Raw genomic sequence first — 20,029 nt, 5'->3', positions numbered from 1 at the left:
ACGGTTCGACGGGAGTGCGGCCAGTCCATGTGACAGCCTGCAGACGGGCCAGTAAACGAGCGTTCAGCTCCACCGCAACCGTGTTGACGATTAGTGGCGTCCCGGAACGTGGACTGGCAGGATTACCTGACTGGCAGGACAACTGACTGGCGTATCTCCGTCTACTCTACGGGTCCGCGCCCGACGGTGTAGACACGATGGCTGGTGTCAGACAACGTCAGTGTGTCCCGCCCGTCGATGACGACTGAGCCCGCTGGTCGGCCCATCGAGGCCCAGTCTAGCGCCCCGAACTCGTTGTGCGGTGTGACCATGACGATAGCGTCGTAGTCCCGCTCTGACGCCCGAGAAAGTGGTAGCTGCTTCAGGTCGAACTCGGCGGTATCGTCGAGAAGCGGGTCGATCCCGTCGACGTCGGCCCCGGCCGCTGACAGCCTCTCTGCGATTGTACGGGCCGGCGATGTCTGCGTTTCCTCCACACCGGGGCGATAGGTCAGCCCGAGCACAAGGACGCTGGCCGCGGCCAGTTCCACGCCGTCGGCGGCCAGTTCTTCGCGGAGTGTCTCGACTGTAAACACCGGCATCGAATCGTTGACCTCGCGTGCGGTTTCGAGCAACGGTGCCTCGGTGTCAAACGGTTCGATGAGGAAGTGGGGGTAGACTGGGATACAGTGGCCACCAACTCCGGGTCCAGGATCGTGGATGTCACAGAACGGTTGCGTGTTGGCAGCCTCGATTGCTGCCCGAACGTCGACGTCAAGCTCGTCGGTGAACGTCGCTAGCTCGTTTGCCAGCGCGATGTTGACATCACGGTACAATCCCTCAAACAGCTTGACACATTCGGCAGTGGTTGCGTCGGCGACAGCGATAACACCGCTGTCGTTGATACTGGTGTAGATGCACTCTGCCAGTCGGGTACTTTCATCGTCGACACCGCCAACGACCTTCGGGTACGCGCCGCGGATGTCCTGAATAGCGCGTCCACTCGCGGTCCGCTCGGGACAGAATGCGACACCGAACGCATCGGTCTCTAAGCCGGCTGCCGCAGCGATGTCGGGCTGGACGCGGTCAGCAGTCGTCCGTGGTGGAACGGTGCACTCAACAAGGACGAGGTCCCCGGGTGCGACCTCCTCCGCAATCCCATCGATAGCAGCGTCAAGCATCGAGAGATCGGGCTCAGACGTGTCAGTGAGCGGTGTCGGCACGATGACGACGTGAACGTTCGCTGCAGCCGCCGCAGCGGCCGGGTCAGACGTCGCGCGAAGTTTCCCGGCGGCGACACAGTCTGCCACTAAATCGGGCAGTCCCGGTTCGCGCTGGACGTGGCAGTTGCCAGCATTGACACTTTCAACGACTGCCGGATCGATGTCGACACCGATGACAGCGCCACAGACGTCGGCAAACACAGCAGCCAGCGGGAGCCCCATCTTGCCGAGTCCGTACACTGCCACCGGGAGGGTTCCGTTTTCAAACGCGGTTTGAACCTGCTCGGCAGTGGCGTCGTTCCCGTAAACGCCACCTACTGACTCAGTCTGTCTGTGCATTGGTGGTGAACTCCCCTTCCGAAGATCCCGTGTCGAACGCTTTTCGGTCAATCGTCTGTGCTAACTCGACGGCTTGGATCCCGTCCTCACCTGTGACACGCGGTTGGCTGTTCGTCTGTACAGCATCGAGGAAGGACTCGAGTTCGCGTTTGAGTGGTTCCCCGGTGCGTACTGCCGGTTTCTCGACGATACTCTCATGGCGGTACCGGACCTCGTTGTCCGTCGCAACGTACTCCGGAACTGACTGGCGATGGACTTCCAGTGACTGATCAATGAAGTCAGCGGTCACGTAACAGGAATCCGCGGTGATTTTGAACTGGCGGATCTTCTTTTCTGTGACCCTGCTCGCCGTCAGCGAGCCAATGACTCCGGAGGCAAACTCTAACGTTGCTGTCGCGTATCGGCCCTGTGCAGCGCCGCTGACCTGAATATCTGATACTGCGGACGGCAGGAGATGACAGATCAGATCGATGTCGTGTATCATGAGGTCGGTGACTGCCGAGTCCTCAACAGTGCGATCGACTGACGGCCCTAGCCGTTTGGCCGACACAGAAATAACATCGATATCTGCGAGGATCTCATCCAAGACCTCTGTCACAGGGTTGAACCGCTCTATATGGCCTACCTGAAGGGTCACGTCCTCGGCATCCGCAGCGTCGATGAGGTCGCGTCCGGTCGCAGTCTTCACGACCAACGGCTTTTCGATCAACATCCCAGTCCCAGCGTCAATACACTGTCGAGCAACCTCGGCGTGGTACCGCGTCGGGACGGCGATTGAGACCGCATCGGCTTGCTTGCACAGTTCCGCGCTGTCACAGGCCCGGACCCCATTTTCGTCAGCGATCTGCTTTGCTCGGTCCGCGTTGGCGTCGGCAACGCCGATCAGCGTCGCACCGGACAGCTCGTTGTAGACACGGGCGTGGTGTCGACCCATTGCTCCGACGCCAACAACACCGACATCGAGCGTCTCACCCATACGTCTGGACCACCTCCGCCACTCGCTCGACCTCACGTTGCTCCAGCGCCGGATGTACCGGAAGTGAGCATACTTCCGCAGCTGCGCGCTTAGCTTCGGGTGTGTCGGCAGTAACACCGCTGTACGCCTCTTGTTCGTTGATCGGGGTCGGGTAATAAACACCGTATCCGATATCGTGTGCGGTGAGATGGTCGATCAATCCGTCTCGGTCCCGACAGCGAACAGTGTACTGATTGTAGGCGTGCCGGCGGTCGGACGGTTCGACAGGAGTCGTCAGGTCAGTCGCCGAGAGTGCGTCAGTCAGTATCGTCGCGTACTCTCGCCGAGTCGCGACGTACTCTGGAAGGCATTCTAGTTGTGCTAGGCCGATAGCGGCAGCGATACTCGTCATCCGGAAATTATGCCCTACGTCGGTGTATCCCTCGTCGCCACGACCGTGGTTGACGAACCGCTCGGTCCGAGCCGCGACCACAGGATCGTCGGTGACAACCATCCCACCCTCGCCAGTAGTCATGTTCTTTGTTGGATAAAAGGAGAAACAGGCCACATCGCCGAGACTACCGACCGGTTCGCCGCCGACAGCCGCTCCGTGGGCCTGTGCCGCGTCCTCCACTAGCGGTATGTCATGCTCGTCAGCGATCCTTCGCAACCTGGTCATGTCGGCAGGTAATCCGTAGAGATGAACAGCGATGATAGCGTCGACGGCCCCATCGTGGGCCGCAATAGTCCGTTCAACGCTGTCGGGGTCTAAGGTGTACGTTGCCGGAGCGATGTCGGCAAATATCGGCTCCGCCCCGGCGAGGCGAACTGCGTTCGTGCTCGCGATGAACGAGAACGGCGTCGTCAGGACACGGTCGCCACTTCCGATGCCAAGTCCTTTCAGCGCAGCGTGGAGGGCTGTGGTCCCGTTGGCGGTAGCAACGGCGTGGGACACCCCACAGTGCGTGGCGAACTCGCTCTCGAACTCTCGCACCTGCGGACCGTCCGCCAGCTGTCCGCTATCGAGTACTGCTTGCACCCGCTCGCGCTCCGCATCCCCGATGTCGGGTGTGGCAAGGTTGATCATTGCTCTAGCCTGTTTCGTGTATCTAGTTCAGGCGGCAGTGGTTCGTGGCTGGCCGGGACGCCGACCACTAAGCTATTCGGCGGAATATCTGTCGTGACGACTGCCCCTGCAGCAACAAAGCTGTGCTCGCCGATAGTCACATCAGGTAACACCGTGGCGTTCGCCCCGATAGTGACTCCGTCCTCAATGGTTGGCCCCGACAGTCTACCGTCGCTACGCACTGGATACCTGTCGTTTGTCAGGACTGCATGTGGGCCGAGGAAGACGTTGTCCCCGATGGTTGTCTGAGACGGGACGTACACCCCTGTCTGAAGACTAACATGAGAGCCAATCTCCGTCTTCCCATCGATAACGGCGTTCGTTCCGAGTACGACATCGTCACTGATGGTTGTATGCTCCCGAACCAGTGCGTTGTGTCCTGTGACAAACGATGCTCCAATGGCGACGTCACAGTAGATGACTGTCCCGGCACGTACTGTTGCCGCTGTGCCGAGGACTGTCGGTGAGACATCGTCATTGTACTCGTAGCCCACCGTCGCCTGTGGCGAAATAGTTGCGCTTTCACCCACCTCAGCTCGCATAGAATTCGATACCTCCGCTCACCCTGTTGCTCGTAAATACGTTGTTCAGCAGGAAAGGAACCAGCGTGTTACTGGCCGAGTACTGCTCTCCATACCACCAACAAGCCCTATGGTTAGAAGGCATGTCCAAGCGGCTATTTTTACTATACAGGCTTTATTATAAAGTATATATTTTATATAATACTACCATACCTATCAGTAAGTTATTCTTTTCAACGAGTGATTATATACACAGTACCTGTAAAATCAGGAGTACTGTGCAAACCACCGATACAGTTGCAGTAGTGAATCGATACCGGCTCCGCTCCGCTCCATAGAGTAGAACCCGGTTAGCTCGGGCCCGAAATGGAGTTTATACCTGTTTAGACGGGGGTCACCTGCACCCACCAGTTCATAGGCTGTTCGCCCCCGCTCGATCGCATCAGTAATCCCTCGCCAGATGAGCAACTCATTGACCGGGAGGTCCACATGATCGGGGGGCTTGACGTTCCCGAGCCAGCCCGAAATTGTGTCTCCGTCGTCGTAATAAATGTGCCCGCCGACGACATCGCCATCCACTCGGAGAACGTAGGGGCGGATTTGCCCCGGTTGAAGCGCTTCGTAGAGCCGCCCGGGGAACCCAGTGGGAACGGGGAACGGCTCGCCCTGCTCGTTGTACCGGCTTTCAACGTGGTGCATCACCGTCTCAGTCGCGTCAAGTCCTTCCTCAGAGATCGTGTACTCGGACTCCGACTCCTGCCCGATACGGAGCCGCCGACGCGCCTCGCTGGTAAACCGGTCTCGAACGGCGTCTTTTCCACCAGAGAGGTCGGTGACATACGTATACTCCGGCCGAACTGTACAGCCATTCCACTTGAATTGCCGGACGTCATTGAGCCCGGTTGGCGACCGCACTCGGAGGTATTTCGGATCAATCGTGTCTTCGATATACTCGAATGCTGCATCGATGAATCCCTGCCGACGTCGTTCACGCTTGCGTTGCTTGGGGTCCCCTCGAACGACGAACGCCGGACCAAGTCGGGGAATCCAGAGGTTCGGTGGCGGGGAAAAAACAGCACTGAACGGCCCCTTTCGAAGCTCGAAGACTGGCAGAACACCGATCGGCTCCTGTCCCTTGAACCCCATCAGCCGGTGGATTTCCGTCCCTGAGTCGGCTGCCAGTTGCTCTAGAGCCGCACACCGGTGGAAGACAGTAGCGTGTGGCGAATGTTCAAGAGCGCTATCCCACTCTTCATGTCGGTCTGTCCCGACGCACTCAATCTCGATACTCATTGTCGTGGTTTGGTTCCAGTTGTCATCTCAGTAGTTCTGTCCGCGATAGAGCCGGCGTCCGAATTTGAACGCACGCCAGGCGACCGCCGAAAGCCCTCTGTCCCACTGGACGATCGGGCAGACCGCTGGTCCGTACTGTGACTTATACGTAAACAATCCGTCTCTGAAGTCCGCACCCGTCGCGCCGAAGTCGTAGCTCTCGAAGCCAGCGTCAATGGCCCACTGAATGGCCGCGCCATGGAGCTGTTCCGATGTCCCGTATTCGTAGGCTGACGTCTCCGGAACTGCCGAAAAGTAGTATCTGAGGGCTGACTGCTCCTCATCTACGATGCAGATGTGCCGGCCGAGGGTATTGCCCTCACGGCGAGCAGTAAACACCTCGACTCGTTCGTCCATGTGTTCGGCAAGCGCCTCAAAGAAGGCCATTGGAAAGCTATCCGCTCCGATTCGCTCCATGTTCTGGACGTAGTCGGCATGGATTGAGGCCAGCATCGGGCCATCGAAGTCAGTTCGTTCGACGGTAACTGCGTCGTTGCGTAGTTCCGTCCGTCGTGTCCGGTCCATTCCGGACTTGATACGGTCCCACCCGGGCGCAAGGTCAAGTACGAGTCGGCAGGAAGTGACTGTCGATTCATACCCTTGGCCGATGAGGTACTTACTGTATCTGTTCTGTGCCTGGCTCCCGGTCCGTATTTTGTGCGAAAGCGCCTGCCGTGGCGCTGCTGTTGTGAGTGCCGACAGCATCGTATCGAGGCACGACTCGTGGTCTGTGGCGATTACTGGACCGCCAGTGCCGGGATGGAGCGACACTAGACGCTCAGTTGGCAGGTGCGAAGCCGTCGCTTCCACAACCCGATCGGGGCCCGGTAGATCCGCTGGGTCGGGGGTTGCAACCGGTACCAGGACAGTCGGAAGCACAGCAACCGGGTTCGATCCTTTCGTCACGACCGCGTGATAGGCTGGCCGATCCAGACCTGCTTCGACTGCCCGGAGCCACTCGTGCCGGTGGAACACCGTTCCGAGGTCCGACTGTGTGACGAGATTGTTCCACTGGTTCGCGTTGACGGCTGTAACTGTACTGTGGATCGTCGTCTCGTGAGCAGTCATGCACACCTCCGGTCGATAGCTGATCGGTACACTGCGGTCAGACGCTCTGCCATCCGATTCAGACGTAGCGGCTCGACAGCAGCCCGTCCGTGGACAGCCTCTGACGACTGGAGGGTCGCTGTAAGTTCCGTCGTGAGTTCTTCGTCGTCCGCGCAGACGGCAGACCGAGCGGCCCCATCGATCAGACTTGCGACGTCACCGACATCTACCGAGACCACTGGTGTATTACACGCCAGCGCCTCTTTGACCGCGTTCGGTGACCCCTCGTGGGTCGAGGTCAGTATGAGCGCATCTGCGGCGTTCATGTATGTCGGGACCCGGTCGTGGGCGACCCCATGGACGACCTCAAGCGAGACCGGCGTGTCGAGACGCTCGTTGACCGCATCTATGACACGGACGGCTCGGGGATGGTCCTTTTCGGCACGGTCGGGGTCGTAAGGAAACAGCACGTGATATTTGCCGTCATCCCAGCCCAACGTCTGTTTGGCAGTTTCGGTCGGGACTGGCTCGAACTGCTCGAAATCGACGGCATGAGGGATCACATGACACGCTTCTCCAAGCGCATCAGCCATGGCCGAAGACATTACGACGACTTCGTCAGCGAGCGTGGCACACTGGCGACTCAGCCAGTCGTACTGGCCGAAAATGTCCGATCCCCATAACGACAGGACGACCGGACGGGTCGGCTGTGCCAGTGCCATCGGCGCAGTCAATCCATAGTTAGCGTGGACGAGGTCGTATTGCCACGGGGAGGCACTAAGCGATTCCGTGTAGAACTGGAGATACGCCATCGGTGACCGAGTAGCTTCGTCGCCACCGGGCACCTCCAGAACCGTACAGTTGATGCCGTGACGCTCCAGCGCTTCGACTTGCTTGTGAAAAAACGGCCGCCGGGTTGTCACAAGCTGAAGAACGTCCATCGGGATTTACTCCCTCTTTGTGGCAGGAGTGGTCGCTGGGTCCTGCCAGAGACACTCAGTCACGTACACCCACCTCTGTCCCAGGACTCTTCCGGTGGTCGAGGACCACTCCGAGCGAAAAGACGAGGACGCCAAACAGGTTTGCGAGCGCCGCCGCTGTAAGTCCAGTGTCTTGTGCCAGCCCCAGTACGCCGGCGACCAGTCCGACGCAGATCGCACTGAAACCAGCGACGTAACACAGTACGAGCGGGTAGACCCCCTCTCGGACGTATGCTCGATCCAGTCGTGAACAGAAGTTCCGCACCAACAGCCACGAGACCCTTGGAATGTACTCCCGATAGCGAATACTCGACTCGGCTTCATCGTACTTCGCTGGCATCGGAACATCTGCAACCCGCATCTCACTAACGCTGAGTTCCACAAGCAGATCGTTGCAGTACCCGTAGTACTCGTACATCCCGTCAAGGTCGATCGCCAACAGCGCCTGCCGTGATATGGCTGTATACCCGTTCTGGGGGTCTGTTATCCCCCAATAGCCCGACGCGACCCTTGTCAACGCTGTGAGGATCGCATTGCCGACAAGCCGGGCACGGGGCATCGCTTCACGATACGCCGGTCTGTGGAGACGGTTACCCTTCGTGTAGTCCGCCTCGCCGTCGATGATGGGATCGAGGAATGAGTCGAGAATACTCGGATCCATCTGCCCATCACCGCCCATCACGGCAGTCACGTCAATGTGGTCCCGCAACGCATGGCGGTACCCTGTTTTGATCGCGCCACCGACGCCGCGATTAGTTTCGTGGCGTATCGGGCAGACTCGCTGTTCAAACCCACCATCTGTTTGCACGGATGGCTCCGGATTGGACTGGGCATCCGCCTGGTCCAGTCTTGCGTGTGCCTGAATTTCTGTCCATGTGTCGTCTGTCGAGCAGTCGTCGATAGCGTAAATCCGGTCGACGTATTCCGGAATTGTATCGATGACAGTCCCGACGAGTCCCGCTTCGTTGTACGCTGGGACAACCACACCAACAGTGTGCCCTCTATACATCCTCACCCATCAGGCTGAGACAGTCAACTGGCCCCACCAGGGCCTCGCTCGACCGCCTAGCACATATGTATAGTATCATATCTCTCTGCTAACTCCACAGATAGTGTGGCGATGGCTGACTCTCAGTTAATTATAAGTTCATTATCGGTAGAAGGATGGACTTACTAGGTCTGCTGCGGGGCCGAGCCGACAGTCCGCTGTGCGACTGTCTCCATGGTCCGGACCGCGAGACCCGGGCCACGCTTTTGATCGATATATGATAATACCGACTCCATCCGCTTGATCCCCGCGTCGTTGATGAGATTGTTTGGATGAAGCCAGAGGTGGAAGATTCCATCACCACCGTCGACTTGGTTGACCCCTCGCTGGACCATTTTGACAACGGGGTCAGCCCACAGTGTCTCAGTTATCTGGCGAGCCCATCCTTCGAAGCAAAACAGTAACAGCGACGCCGGGATCTCAACGAGTCCATGCTCGTCGACACGAGGATGGACAATGGGCGGCGTAATTCCTAGCGGCGAGCCACTGACGGCCCGAACCAGTGGCGTCAATCGATTGTCAGTGTGCCAGCACGGTGGCTGCCGCCCACGGTAACAACGAAAACCCGATCTCGCAAGGACATCGCGATGTGCAACACGGTTACGTGGGAACACGAAACTGGACAGATCAATTCCGCAACGGTCGGCGAGCTTGTGACACCGCCCCAATTCGGCCGCCGCAACAGACTTCGAGGCCCTGCTAGACTGGAAATTAACGTGTGAAAAGGAATGACAAGCGATTTCGTGGTCGACTGTCGCGTCGGCAACTGTGTCAATGAGATCCGGCGCACACCACAGATCCTCATGCTCTGAAGACCGTTCTCTGTCAAACCACGCCGCATCGAGCGGGTGGTTCGGGTGTCGACCATCACAGTCTTCAAGAAACAAGTGGCCAACGACCGCCCAAGTGGCGGGAAGATCATACTTTTCAAACAGGTCCAACAATTTTAGCCACATCTCCCGGGCGCGCGCGAGTCGTCGGTCCGGTAAGACCGGGAAATCGACAAACCCCCATGCGAGTTCGGCGTCCAGCGAAATGACGACGGTCCCCATCGATTGGATGTCTTCAGAATCTAGGGTGTTAGTAACGTTCTCCTTAGAGTACTTTTTAGCGCCGTGGACACCCCACATCGCCGTCAGGAATATTCTGTCCGTAGTGGTTGTTCCCGAAACGAAGGTTTGTTAACGATTCGACGTGTGGCTGGATGACTGCTTCGTTACCCCGACCCGCCGATGGCTGCTTTGGGTTGTAAAACCAGTTGTGGTGGATCTCACCGCGGTCTTCGGGGACGCCACGGATGCTGACGTGCGTTCCCGGTTCCCCAGGATGTCGACCAACGTGTCGGAGGGGCGTGAAGGTGTTATGATGGATCAGCAGCGTCGTCCCACCCGGCTGATGTGTTCCGACCTGATAGGAGGGTGTTTCGGTGCCGCCAAAGTGATTGTATCGGACCTCGTATCCGGCCTTCCCGGTCCCACTCGCAACAGAATGGCGATTAAAGTCGAATCGATTGTACTCTATGAGCGTGTTGTCCCCGTCTAAACATTGGATACCGTAGCCCAGTCCGCCCATGGGGTTGTCGTGGATATGGCAGTGATGGATATGTGTCGACGTTCGGAGTTTGAGTGCTGCGTGGTTGAACCCCCATAGCTCGGTGTTGTCGATTTCACAGCCTGTTCTCTCAACGGTGACGCCACTGGATACCGGGGTACTGTACTCGCGATATCCGGTTTCGGGTCCTCTGATCTGGAGTCCGGTCAATCGGACGTCCTCGCTCAGGCCCATGAGGTGTTCATAATCGATGACGCCAGTGGAGATCTGGCCACCCGACGCGCCGTCGATACCACGGTTAGAAGCGAGGGTTACTCCGGCAGGCACAGTTAGCCGGTCACTTCCGGTAACTGGCGAGGCATCAATGGTAGCGTCGCCAGCAACGTAGACAATATCGCCGCGGCCAGCAGCATCCAGTGCAGTAAGCAACTCGGAGAGTGTCTCGACTACGTAGTTGGCATCTGACTCAGGAACCGTGTTGGTATACCTGCCGCCACCGCCGATCTCTGTAGCCGGATCTGGAGACCGCTCAAACGGCGAGAGGTCGATCTGCTTCCCATCAACGTATACCGAAGCGAACGGCTCAACGGGCCCGAAGTCGATAATCTCGCCGGAAAAGTAGTACTGGTCGCCGTAGCCGTTACCAGTATATCCGTCGATCATCCAGGTGTCGTCGTCGTTACGGACGATCCTGTCATTGTCGTCAGCGGCGTTTTCCGTATCACCAGTACACGGAATCGGCTCACCCGTCGTCGTCAGTTCGTAATCGAGTTCAGGGGGGTCTTCGGTGGTCTGTATCTCAACGACGTGGTCAGCCGGTGCAACTAGCTCCGAGACTGTAACCACCGCTCCGTCCAGCCGGATTTCGTAGTTCCCACTGGCATTGAAATCGGTAACGATACCGTTGATTTCGTAGCTATCGCCGAATCCATTGCCTGTCCACCCAATCGCAGTCCACGTTTCGTCGTCGTTTTTCGCCACGCTATCATTGGCCTCTGCTGCGTTCTCGCCGTCATTTACCGGGACAATCTCGCCTGTTGTGGTAAACTCGTAGCGCACGTCGAGGGAGCCAGTCTCGCTTTGCTGATCCGTTGAAATTATTTCGAGAGTGCGAGAAGATGGCATTCCAAGTCCCTTCGGAATCATCGGTACTGTACTTGCAGCCAGTATGCCTCCCAGTAGCTGCCTTCGCGTCAGTAGTAACCGTCCCTCTTTGGCGGAGTCCGCACTAGAACTGGCCCCATCATAACTGTGGGGTAGTATGTAATTCTTTTCGACCATTCAGGAGAACGTTACTAATAATGCAATAAAGCGTGATTACGACTACCGCATTTTTCGGGGCCAAGTAACTACCAGTTACGCTTCAGTTGGTAGGAACAGATTCAGACAGTAAGCCGAACCTTCCGCACGGATGAGTCGATAAGCGACAGCGGCTCGCCGGGAACCTGAATGGTTGAGTCGGTTATTAGGCACTCGTCTGCACTGGTGAACCTAACTCCATCGCGCCCCGCTCCCGACTGCTCGATTACGCAGTCCCGCAGTACTGTTCTGTCTCGATCAGCGATAACAACGGCAGCACCGCCGGCTGCGTCGCCAGTCACACTAACGTTCTGGAGAGTAAGTGGTGCCCCGGTGCCGCCACTGTCCCCACTGATGGCCCTGACCGCATTGTACTCGTCTTTGTCGACGTGGATCGTCGTGTTGCGAACGGTCGAAGAGTCGTGGTCGGGGTGATAGACGATAGCACCGAATCCGGGGCCTGCGTCACTAGTGATAGTGATATCGCAGTCGCTGATGAACTGTCCGGACTGGGCACGTAGCCTGATTCCGCGGACGTTTAGCTTCTCCAGTGACGGGTACGGTGGTACCGAATCGACGCGAACCGTGACTCCGTAAGCCGTCGATCCGGTCGATCCCAGCCGAACGTTAGCGATGTTGTTATTTGCGTACAGACCCCCTTTAACGTGTACAACGCCGTCCCGACCCCTATAGTTCCGACTGCTTCGGCCCGGCGCGGAGGCATAGAGTCCGTTATTGGGGAAGTTAGCGACAGTGCAGTTCTCGAATCGAAGTGTGCCGGCGTGGTTTTTACCGACGAAGATACCAACGCTGTTCCCCCCTTGATGTCCACCGTCAGGGGCAGAGACATCTCTCACAACCCCTGTCGAATCCGGGTCGCGCACGTCAAACCGGAACCCGACGTGTGGTATCGTCCGGTCCTGATCCGGCAATTGACCACGGATTCTGAGGTCCTGAGCCAGAAAGTCACCATTAGCGATCACCCTGAGAGTGTTTCCGAATCCCGGCCGTGAAAAGTCAAATGTCAGTCCATTTAAAAGGAGGTCTTCGACCCCTTCGAACGTAATGAGTGAGCGCTGATCGCTGGCTGGTGTCGCGGGCTCAAACAAGACCCGCGCCTCGGGCTTCGCTCGTAGACCCAAGTTACGAACAGGGCCGACGTCGAGGGAGCCAAGACGATACCTTCCCGCGGGGAACTCGATGAGTGTATCATCATCGATGTACCCCTCGAGGACGTTGTCGATCCGTTCCGACCCATCGGGGTCTGCACCCGCTGCAATGGCGTTGACGACAGTGTCGAACCGCGACTGGGTCGTGACAGTCCCGGGGTAGTTAATACCGACTGTCAAGGCCGTAGCGGCGATCCCTTTAAGAAACCCCCGCCGCGTCCGCTGGCCTCCATTCATTGCCGCCTGTAGCTGTCTGAGATATTATATAATACACACCTTACCGTCGACGAGTCGGGTAGCTCTCGCTGCCTTCCCGTGCGGTCTCCGGGTTGTGTACGCATAACTCCCCTTTACTTATGACCGTAACCGTAGACTTTCGGTGCAAATGATAGCAGGAACAATCACACGAGGCATTCGACCCGTACCGGTGGGTCTGTAACCCCTGAGCCGATGGCACAGCGTCGCTCTCTCCTACTGATTCATCACCGCGATGTTAGATCACCGTTCAGCGCGACTGTCCCACACTACATCTCGACAAAGCTTGCAGCTACACACACTGTTCATGTCATCTGTAGCGCCGACAAAGACCACGATGCAGGCGATACCGGTAACACGTCAGTCGTTTACCATCCGATCCGAACCGGCAACACCCGCCTCGTTTCGACGATAGCGTTCTTCATCATCGCCACACTGTACGCGACCGTACTCGGGGCTCGGCATCGGTTCGATGCCACCTATGGCTTCCAGCGAACCCTCGTTCAGGCATGGGTTGGTGCTATTGCCGGTGACTCGCGCTTTGTCGCTGGGCTTCAGGTGGTTCCGGTCCGACAGAAGCGTGACTTTGTCACGTCTAGACAGGCAGATATGTCGCCCGTGGAGCGCCTCTCCGTCATGATCTGGGCAGGGTACGCCGCCGCAGTCAAAGTGGCTTTGCAGCGGTGTGATCAGGTCACCTGTCTGACTGAGGGGATCCGTCAAGTCACCGAACAGGAGTACGGACTGGACCTCTCGTCGGCGACAGTCATCGGAATGGGCGTTGATACTGAGACGTTCGAGCCCGCTGACGGACGACAGACTGGTGACTCCTTCTCTAGACCACTGACCGTGACATACGTCGGCTCGCTCGGCGCAGCCAGGGGGCTCCCACACGTTATTGAAGCGCTCGCAGAGTGTGGCGAGACGTTTGAGTTCCATATCGCGGGTGATGGCCAATCCGGTTACATCGATGCAATGCAGGCAAAGGCTGTGAAGTTGGGAGTGGCTGACCAGATCGTCTGGTACGGACGAGTGCCCCACAGTGACGTCCCAGGGCTGTTGACCCGGACTGATGTGGCCATTTCTCCGCTAGAGGATATCGAGTCGTATCGAATCAGTTACCCGGCGAAACTGCTCGAATACATGGCAGCCGGCGCAGTCGTCATGGCAACAGATATTCCGCCACACCAGCGCCTGATTACGGACGGAGACAATGGGCTCCTGTACGATGGAACAGCAACGGGGCTTTGCTCGGCGATCGAGCAGTGTCTCGATGACCCGGCTCTCGCCGGTCAAATCGAGCGCACGGCCAGAGAAACTGCTGAGGCGCATGACTGGAGCACCGTTGTCGACAAACACGCTGCAGCGCTGTTCCCAACTGCTACGCCCAACCAAGCGACCCCATAGCCTGCCGCAACTGGATTCGGATACCGGAGTTAGCCAACAACAGCCCGGCGTAACTCAACACGCCGACTCCGAGGCCAACGCTGAGACGAAGCCAGCCGGGATCGAAGAGACGAATCACCAGCGCAACTGTACCAGCCATCAGTGTCGCCGCGATAGCGCTCCAAACGATTCGTTTACGCGGGAGTGGAATGCGGACGAACTGCCGCACGTAATAGATTGACACCACGGCGGCCGCCGCCGCGCTCAGAGTCGTTGCGACCGCTGCTCCACGGATACCGAAAGACGGAATGAGCGCGAGATTGAGAACAACGTTCGCACTGATAGCGACGACACTGCCCCGGTAGCCCAGTTGCGGCGCATCCATTGCGTACAGTGCCGGACCGATAACAAGCTGTACTGACCGGAGGATCTTCTCTAGCATAAACACAACCAGCACAGGATAGCCCGCAGCAGCCGCGCTTCCGAAGATAGTGGTCAAAAGATCGGGGCCAAGGACGACTGCACCGGCGAACGCTGGAATAGTCGCGTACAGCGACAGCTGAACCCAGGTTCGGAAGGCGTCTTCAATGCGTTCAAACCGGTCCCGGTCGTGCCATCTTGAGATCTGTGGGAACAACGATGTGCGGATAGCGTTGGTCAACAGCAGCGCGACAGCGGCAACCCGCCAGGCGATTTCGTACACACCGACGAGCGATACCGGGACGAACAGACGGAGGATCGCCACGTCGATCCACTCGTAGACGATTCCGCTGACACTCCCGACGAACAGGTACCGCCCGAATCCAACGAGTGCGCGCGCCCGATCCAGTCGGGGCCAGCCCACCCTGATATCGAGCCGTGCCATGGCTCCGAGCGCAGCCGCGAGGTCGCCCAGCACGAACCCGAGAACGAGGCCACTTGCACCCATTCCATTTACCACGAAAACGGCACCCGTTCCAACCCAGGTCAGCTTTCCGAATACTTTCACCGCTGCGTTACGCTCAACCTGGAGCTCCCCCGCGAGCAGGCGCAGCGCAAGCTCTCGGACCTGTCTGATGACGAGGCCGGTGACCAGAATGGGTACAACGCCCGGAATGCCGATATACTGCTCAACATACGAGGCAAATGCCACTAGACCGGCCAGCCACGGCAGCACCAGCAGTGTCTTGACGACGAGTGCCGTCCCGAGAACCTCGCCCATCGGGGCAGCAGCCGAAAGCTGTTTTTCAACCGCCTTCGAGATGCCCAGATCAGCGGGGATATTGAGCATCCCAATGACTGCCTGAAAAAGAAAGAACGACCCGATAGCCCCAGTGCCCATAGCTCGAGTGAACCCGGCAACCGCCGCAAACTCAATGATCGCGAGTGCGATATTTCCGGAGAATAACTTCAGGACGGCCGTTCTAACTTCCATATAGCAACACCAGTACCTCGTGGACTGCGCTGGTATCCATTTGTTAGCAGGGGATTATCTAGCTATAGCAAGGCGTACCGCGATTGAAACCGATGCATACTGACGGGATAGAGGGTGTCTGTATCGGTTCAATCGTTACCACCAGTTCGGATAAGCTCGACCATGTGCTCTGTTACGTCACGCTGCTGTGCCAGGAGCCGCTTACGTTCGCGCTCCCAGCGCTCCGCGTCATCGTCAGACAGCAGAGAGTCGGCCCGGTCGATGGCCGCTGTCCCATCTGTATACGAGTACAACAGCTCCCGCTCCTCCAGTTCGAGGAAATTGTGCATATCGTTGTCTCCGACGACGGAATTTATTCGGATAGCTGGTGTCCCCAGCAGGGCAGCCTCAGTTGGCATCGTCTGTGAATCACCGATATAGAGGTCGGCAAAGTAGAGGAGGTCATGGACCAGATGCGGCGGGACAGCGAGCTGATGCCGGTCGTACTCTGACGGCAAGTCCCCCTCACAGGTAATATACACCTCGCCCCGATCACATAGCTGCTCAACGAGCTGTGACCTGGTAGCCGCGTCGAGCCCCTTTTCACCGATATCGTGGTACGCATCCCAGCCCGCCAGTCTGACTACGGTGTAGGTCGCATCTGGGTTGACACCGTGGGCTCGTAGACGCTCTGGGTCCGGCTTGAACCGGTCGGGGTGGAGGTACGCTAGCTCCTGGAACCCGACCGTGTGTGACTGTCCAAAGGGAACGTGAAAGTCCATCCCCGGTGGCGAACAGATATCGTCGACGAATGGGAGCGTGAGTCCGTGATACAGCAGTCGAACCGTCCGCGGGCGAAGGATTGTGTCCATGTACACAAGGTTCCGACAGCCAAGCGCAGTGGCGACGTGGACCGCTGGCGGGGCCAGCCGCGCGACGATTACGGAGGGATCAAACTCACGGGCCAAGTTGTAGAGCCGCCGCTCTCGCTTCGCAAGCTCGGCTGTCAGCTCCACTAGCCCGTCGCTTTCGGTGGTAAGTGTGACGTAGTCCAGTCCCTCGGCCGAGAGCAGGTCAACCGTCATCTCCTTCTCGCGAGCAGCCACGAGCGTCTCGAAGCCCTCTGCTTCGAGCTCCCGGGCGGCATATTTGAAAAGATGGACCTGTGCGGGATGATTGACGCTGAACAGGACTCGCTCACTCATCGGCTGTCTCTCTCGTCGACGTTGCAGTTTCAGAACTGGGTCCCTCGTGGGCCGGTATCCATCGGTGCATAAGATCTGGTATTCCTGCAAGCGATGGCCAGTAATTTATACTCGAATTAGCTGTCGAGAGTCCGAGGCTATACGCGGATGGGGTCATGGTAATCGTACCTCGACAGGGACAGACACCACTCTGAGTGCATTGTCCCGCGTGGGTGTTTCCGGGGCCTGTCCCTCATATAGGAGCACGACGACGGTGCCGTTGCCCGACGGTCCATCGAGTTGCACGCTCACGTCGTCCGTTACCGGGATCGACGGTCGAGCGGTAACAGACGTCCGCTGCCTGACTGACCAGGAACCGGAGCCGTTCCCCGACTGGCGCTCAAAGCCGACAACGTACGTGTACTCTTGGGACGTATCGCCGTGGTGTTCGATTTGGACTGTGTAGTTACCCGTATCACCCGGGAAATAGACGCCCTGGTAGTCTTCGATGGTCACATTTCCTGCAGCGTTCTCAGTTCCGATTGCGAGTTCGGCGTTCGCCGTTGCTCCGTTTCCATCGAGAACCACTACGCCAGCGGCGGTGACCAGTACCACTGCAACGACGGCGGCCAAAACCGGTAACACGTCGATACGTGACTCGATGCCGAGCACTTCGCGTCCAAGCCCGCCGTCCACCGGCGGCTCCCAGCCTGTAACAGTCCGCCGGCCCGCAGCGACGGCACAGCACCCAACTGTCACGGTAGCGGCGACAGCACAGATCAGCGAGAGGCGAATCCGAGTCACCATCGAGAGGCCGTACAACACCATCGGGAGTCCCGATGCGCTTGCGACAACTGCGAGTGTCACACGTTCGACCGGGACAAGCCCGTTTAGCCGGTTACGAGGTCGCGTAGGCGGGGCTCGGCCATCGCTTGTGACTGATTCGATAGTCAAGCTCGGGAAGATCGCAGCGACCAGAGCATATCCCGGCGCGAACAGCAACACTGGCAGGGCAACGGGGATCCGTGCCGTCGGTCCCAGCCATCCCGGAGACTGCAACACCGAAGCCACCACGGTCGTATAGCTGGCGACGAGTAGCAGATCGGCGTACGGTCCCGTCCGGTGTAGCAGCCGGTTACACAGTGAGCGAATCATCGGTAGCTACCCTGACACCTCGAAAGTACGGCAGTACTGGACCGCCCCATTGTTATAAACTACGGCCGAATCGGACGGACAGACGAGTTCCCTGTCAAGCTGTACTTTTTTGAACCGACCGTTAGCAGTGATGATTGGCGACCCAGTGGACTGATAGCGCCGGTACACCCGGTCTCTGCTCTCAAAGCCGCCGCTATCGGTGTCGTACTCTAACGGCCGCGACGACTGGTTTTGCCAGAGTGGAAACACCATCCGGTAGGGGTGATCGGTCACGACTGTACTCCGATCCTGTGACCGGAGCGCTGAGATCGATTCCACCGCAGCCAGCTCAGACTCCGTGTGTGAGTACCGCGGGTATGCTTCCTCAAAGGCAGGGTCCTCGAGCGTCGCCTTACGTGAGACGAAGACTGACCCGGGGAACACAAGCGCGAGAATCAGCATACAGGCGACGACAGTACGGGTCCCAAACTGTTGTGTGACGTATCGCAGGCCAAATACGCCAACGATTGCCATCAGGACATAGAGGAACGCGAACCATCGATCCGGAATGAAGACGTTGACGCCAAACAGTGGGAGCCCCAGTGTGAATACAAGCATAATCCCCGCGCCGACAACAAATATCGCGGAGAGTTGGGTGAGGCGGTGTCGCTGAAGCAACACCAGTAGTCCCAGCACTAGCAGACACAGCAGGATCGAGAACCCCATTGCGTCAACGAGAGTCACTGCAGTGGGGACATCTTGCACGATTGAGGCGGGCAGTTCTTCACTGGCGGCGTTACTGCTGCGCAGGTTGAGGAAGCCGGCACCCGAGAGGTCGCTGCTGAGCAGTACAATCATCCGGCCGATAAATGACTGGTCTCCATAGGGCGTAACCGACCAGAACCCCATTGCCAGTACCGTCGTCGTACCGAACAGTCCAATCGTGTTTACCGTTGGAATCTCCGAGGGGACGCGGTCCGCGACGCCACTGAGATAGTCCGTATGGTCTGTGACGAGCTTGGCGACGACACCGGCACCAAGCAGTGTAAGCACGATGAACGTCGACACCTGATGGACCAGGACGACCGACAGACAGCAGTACAGCGTAAGCGCATACAGTGGGCGCCGGGTGTCGGTGTAGAATAGCTTCGTTAGTCCGAACAGGACAGCGGCGAAATAAACGAGCCCAAGACTGTTCGGGATAACGTCGATACTCCAGCGCAACATATAATCGCTCATCGTGAACAACGCTGCAGCGAGAAGCGAGCCCCGTACTGCTAGCATATACCGGGCTGTACTGTATACTAGTAGTGGCGTCATCGGAATGACGAGCGCGACGCTCGCAAACATGGCTGTCCGGAGACCGGATCCGAACAGCGCCGCACCGCTGACGACGAGTATGTGATACACCGGTGCCACCGAGTACTTCGACTCGGAGATCGCAGCGGTTGTTCCGGCGGACTGTATGTCCGCGATGAACTGGGTTACGTGAACCCATGTGTCGACGCCAATGAATCCTGGAGTGGTCAGCAAGGCAGTGTACTGGATCACGAGCAGGAGCCCGAGCAGTTCTGCCAGCACGACCCGGGGCCGCAATGCCGATGTCTCAGCGAAAACGATCTGCGCAATGATTGCCGTGCCAATGACGCCGCTCACGAGATGGAACTGAATTGTCCGGCCGTTCTGGAGAGCCCCAAGCAACGCCAGGGCTCCAATTCCAACGATGACAGCCGTCTCTACGACCCGTACCGCGTTCTTTCCCACGAACGCTGTCGTGTGCGTGCGTGCTTCGTCGGTTCGTAGCCACCCCGCCAGATATGTCAGGCCAGCAACCCCACCACATAACGGGACTATGAGAACAAATATCTCTGTTGTGAACAGCACCAGTGGCGCGAGCAGTACTGTGGCAACTATTCCGACACAGGCGATAACAACGTCTCTCGGAACGGACTTGCGACTGATTTTCGGGACCGACGGCAGATTCATGTTTGGCCGTCAGCTGCCCTCCACCAGATCATGGTTCCCCTTGCGTGATACGATACTTTGTTAACCAGATCTTTCGGCGTAACCAGCCTGAAAGCGGCTGCTTTCCGCGAATGAATGTGTAA

The 20,029-nt window shown here is 58.1% G+C and carries 16 protein-coding genes and 1 pseudogene; 1 reads left to right on the top strand and 16 read right to left on the bottom strand.

The genetic code is table 11. The features are described 5' to 3' along the window. Window positions 1-161 precede the first annotated feature (161 nt). The 12 genes and pseudogenes from C442_RS13220 to C442_RS13170 form a co-directional block, all read right to left on the bottom strand. A complete protein-coding gene (locus C442_RS13220) occupies window positions 162-1,541 on the bottom strand; it encodes a nucleotide sugar dehydrogenase (RefSeq protein ID WP_008311210.1) in 1,380 nt (459 codons plus the stop codon). Further along, window positions 1,525-2,517 (bottom strand): Gfo/Idh/MocA family protein, encoded by a 993-nt coding sequence (locus C442_RS13215; RefSeq protein WP_008311209.1) that lies wholly within the window; start codon window positions 2,515-2,517, stop codon window positions 1,525-1,527. Before C442_RS13215 ends, C442_RS13220 begins: the two co-directional genes overlap by 17 nt. Next, complete coding sequence (locus tag C442_RS13210) at window positions 2,510-3,583, bottom strand: DegT/DnrJ/EryC1/StrS family aminotransferase (RefSeq protein WP_008311208.1); 1,074 nt, start codon at window positions 3,581-3,583, stop codon at window positions 2,510-2,512. The genes C442_RS13215 and C442_RS13210 overlap by 8 nt, the downstream gene beginning before the upstream one ends. Next, entirely contained in the window at window positions 3,580-4,164 is a 585-nt protein-coding gene (locus C442_RS13205) for an acyltransferase (protein WP_008311207.1), read from the bottom strand. Before C442_RS13205 ends, C442_RS13210 begins: the two co-directional genes overlap by 4 nt. Before the next feature lie 246 nt (window positions 4,165-4,410). Continuing rightward, window positions 4,411-5,436, bottom strand: coding sequence for a GNAT family N-acetyltransferase (locus tag C442_RS13200; protein ID WP_008311206.1), 1,026 nt, complete (start codon window positions 5,434-5,436; stop codon window positions 4,411-4,413). Window positions 5,437-5,463: 27 nt separating this feature from the next. Next, window positions 5,464-6,543 carry a GNAT family N-acetyltransferase gene (locus C442_RS13195; protein WP_008311205.1) on the bottom strand — a complete coding sequence of 360 codons (1,080 nt, stop codon included), beginning with the start codon at window positions 6,541-6,543 and terminating at the stop codon, window positions 5,464-5,466. Then, window positions 6,540-7,463, bottom strand: coding sequence for a glycosyltransferase (locus tag C442_RS13190; protein WP_008311204.1), 924 nt, complete (start codon window positions 7,461-7,463; stop codon window positions 6,540-6,542). The genes C442_RS13195 and C442_RS13190 overlap by 4 nt, the downstream gene beginning before the upstream one ends. Window positions 7,464-7,518: 55 nt before the next feature. Beyond that, a complete protein-coding gene (locus tag C442_RS13185; protein WP_008311202.1) occupies window positions 7,519-8,511 on the bottom strand; it encodes a glycosyltransferase family 2 protein in 993 nt (330 codons plus the stop codon). Between the two features lie 164 nt (window positions 8,512-8,675). Continuing rightward, window positions 8,676-8,885 carry a hypothetical protein gene (locus C442_RS22635; RefSeq protein WP_239642301.1) on the bottom strand — a complete coding sequence of 70 codons (210 nt, stop codon included), beginning with the start codon at window positions 8,883-8,885 and terminating at the stop codon, window positions 8,676-8,678. Window positions 8,886-9,164: 279 nt separating this feature from the next. Then, window positions 9,165-9,506 (bottom strand): annotated as a pseudogene (locus C442_RS23085) (polysaccharide deacetylase family protein); the annotation flags it as partial. A gap of 151 nt (window positions 9,507-9,657) precedes the next feature. Continuing rightward, on the bottom strand, window positions 9,658-11,226 hold the full coding sequence (locus tag C442_RS13175; RefSeq protein WP_239642300.1) for a right-handed parallel beta-helix repeat-containing protein: 1,569 nt from the start codon (window positions 11,224-11,226) through the stop codon (window positions 9,658-9,660). Between the two features lie 257 nt (window positions 11,227-11,483). Next, on the bottom strand, window positions 11,484-12,806 hold the full coding sequence (locus C442_RS13170; RefSeq protein ID WP_008311197.1) for a twin-arginine translocation signal domain-containing protein: 1,323 nt from the start codon (window positions 12,804-12,806) through the stop codon (window positions 11,484-11,486). Between the two features lie 213 nt (window positions 12,807-13,019). Between C442_RS13170 and C442_RS13165 the strand changes: the two genes are divergently transcribed. After that, entirely contained in the window at window positions 13,020-14,231 is a 1,212-nt protein-coding gene (locus C442_RS13165; protein WP_008311195.1) for a glycosyltransferase family 4 protein, read from the top strand. Here C442_RS13165 and C442_RS13160 read toward each other — a convergent pair. The 4 genes from C442_RS13160 to C442_RS13145 all read right to left on the bottom strand — a co-directional run bounded on the left by C442_RS13160 (window position 14,206) and on the right by C442_RS13145 (window position 19,685). After that, window positions 14,206-15,624, bottom strand: a complete 1,419-nt coding sequence (locus C442_RS13160; protein ID WP_008311192.1) for an oligosaccharide flippase family protein — start codon at window positions 15,622-15,624, stop codon at window positions 14,206-14,208. The two genes, C442_RS13165 and C442_RS13160, sit on opposite strands and share 26 nt — an antisense overlap. Before the next feature lie 128 nt (window positions 15,625-15,752). Beyond that, window positions 15,753-16,808: a DUF354 domain-containing protein gene (locus C442_RS13155; RefSeq protein ID WP_008311190.1), complete on the bottom strand. Its 1,056-nt coding sequence runs from the start codon at window positions 16,806-16,808 to the stop codon at window positions 15,753-15,755. Between the two features lie 153 nt (window positions 16,809-16,961). Next, the gene (locus C442_RS13150; protein WP_239642299.1) at window positions 16,962-17,942 is read right to left on the bottom strand and encodes a DUF1616 domain-containing protein; all 981 of its coding nucleotides are present in this window, start codon (window positions 17,940-17,942) and stop codon (window positions 16,962-16,964) included. 6 nt (window positions 17,943-17,948) lie between these two features. After that, a complete protein-coding gene (locus tag C442_RS13145) occupies window positions 17,949-19,685 on the bottom strand; it encodes a hypothetical protein (protein ID WP_239642298.1) in 1,737 nt (578 codons plus the stop codon). Between the last annotated feature and the right edge of the window lie 344 nt (window positions 19,686-20,029).

The organism is Haloarcula amylolytica JCM 13557, from assembly GCF_000336615.1.
In the GTDB taxonomy this organism is placed as follows: Archaea; Halobacteriota; Halobacteria; order Halobacteriales; family Haloarculaceae; genus Haloarcula; species Haloarcula amylolytica.
This window is presented reverse-complemented; position numbering and strand designations above follow the sequence as displayed.

Excerpts from the sequence above, each read along its gene's own strand:
- C442_RS22635 (WP_239642301.1), bottom strand. The coding sequence starts at position 8,885 with ATGGTCCAGCGAGGGGTCAACCAAGTCGACGGTGGTGATGGAATCTTC.
- C442_RS13190 (WP_008311204.1), bottom strand. The coding sequence starts at position 7,463 with ATGGACGTTCTTCAGCTTGTGACAACCCGGCGGCCGTTTTTTCACAAG.
- C442_RS13165 (WP_008311195.1), top strand. The coding sequence starts at position 13,020 with ATGGCACAGCGTCGCTCTCTCCTACTGATTCATCACCGCGATGTTAGA.
- C442_RS13205 (WP_008311207.1), bottom strand. The coding sequence starts at position 4,164 with ATGCGAGCTGAGGTGGGTGAAAGCGCAACTATTTCGCCACAGGCGACG.
- C442_RS13175 (WP_239642300.1), bottom strand. The coding sequence starts at position 11,226 with ATGCCATCTTCTCGCACTCTCGAAATAATTTCAACGGATCAGCAAAGC.
- C442_RS13185 (WP_008311202.1), bottom strand. The coding sequence starts at position 8,511 with ATGTATAGAGGGCACACTGTTGGTGTGGTTGTCCCAGCGTACAACGAA.
- C442_RS13155 (WP_008311190.1), bottom strand. The coding sequence starts at position 16,808 with ATGAGTGAGCGAGTCCTGTTCAGCGTCAATCATCCCGCACAGGTCCAT.
- C442_RS13220 (WP_008311210.1), bottom strand. The coding sequence starts at position 1,541 with ATGCACAGACAGACTGAGTCAGTAGGTGGCGTTTACGGGAACGACGCC.
- C442_RS13195 (WP_008311205.1), bottom strand. The coding sequence starts at position 6,543 with ATGACTGCTCACGAGACGACGATCCACAGTACAGTTACAGCCGTCAAC.
- C442_RS13215 (WP_008311209.1), bottom strand. The coding sequence starts at position 2,517 with ATGGGTGAGACGCTCGATGTCGGTGTTGTTGGCGTCGGAGCAATGGGT.
- C442_RS13170 (WP_008311197.1), bottom strand. The coding sequence starts at position 12,806 with ATGAATGGAGGCCAGCGGACGCGGCGGGGGTTTCTTAAAGGGATCGCC.
- C442_RS13200 (WP_008311206.1), bottom strand. The coding sequence starts at position 5,436 with ATGAGTATCGAGATTGAGTGCGTCGGGACAGACCGACATGAAGAGTGG.
- C442_RS13160 (WP_008311192.1), bottom strand. The coding sequence starts at position 15,624 with ATGGAAGTTAGAACGGCCGTCCTGAAGTTATTCTCCGGAAATATCGCA.
- C442_RS13150 (WP_239642299.1), bottom strand. The coding sequence starts at position 17,942 with ATGATTCGCTCACTGTGTAACCGGCTGCTACACCGGACGGGACCGTAC.
- C442_RS13210 (WP_008311208.1), bottom strand. The coding sequence starts at position 3,583 with ATGATCAACCTTGCCACACCCGACATCGGGGATGCGGAGCGCGAGCGG.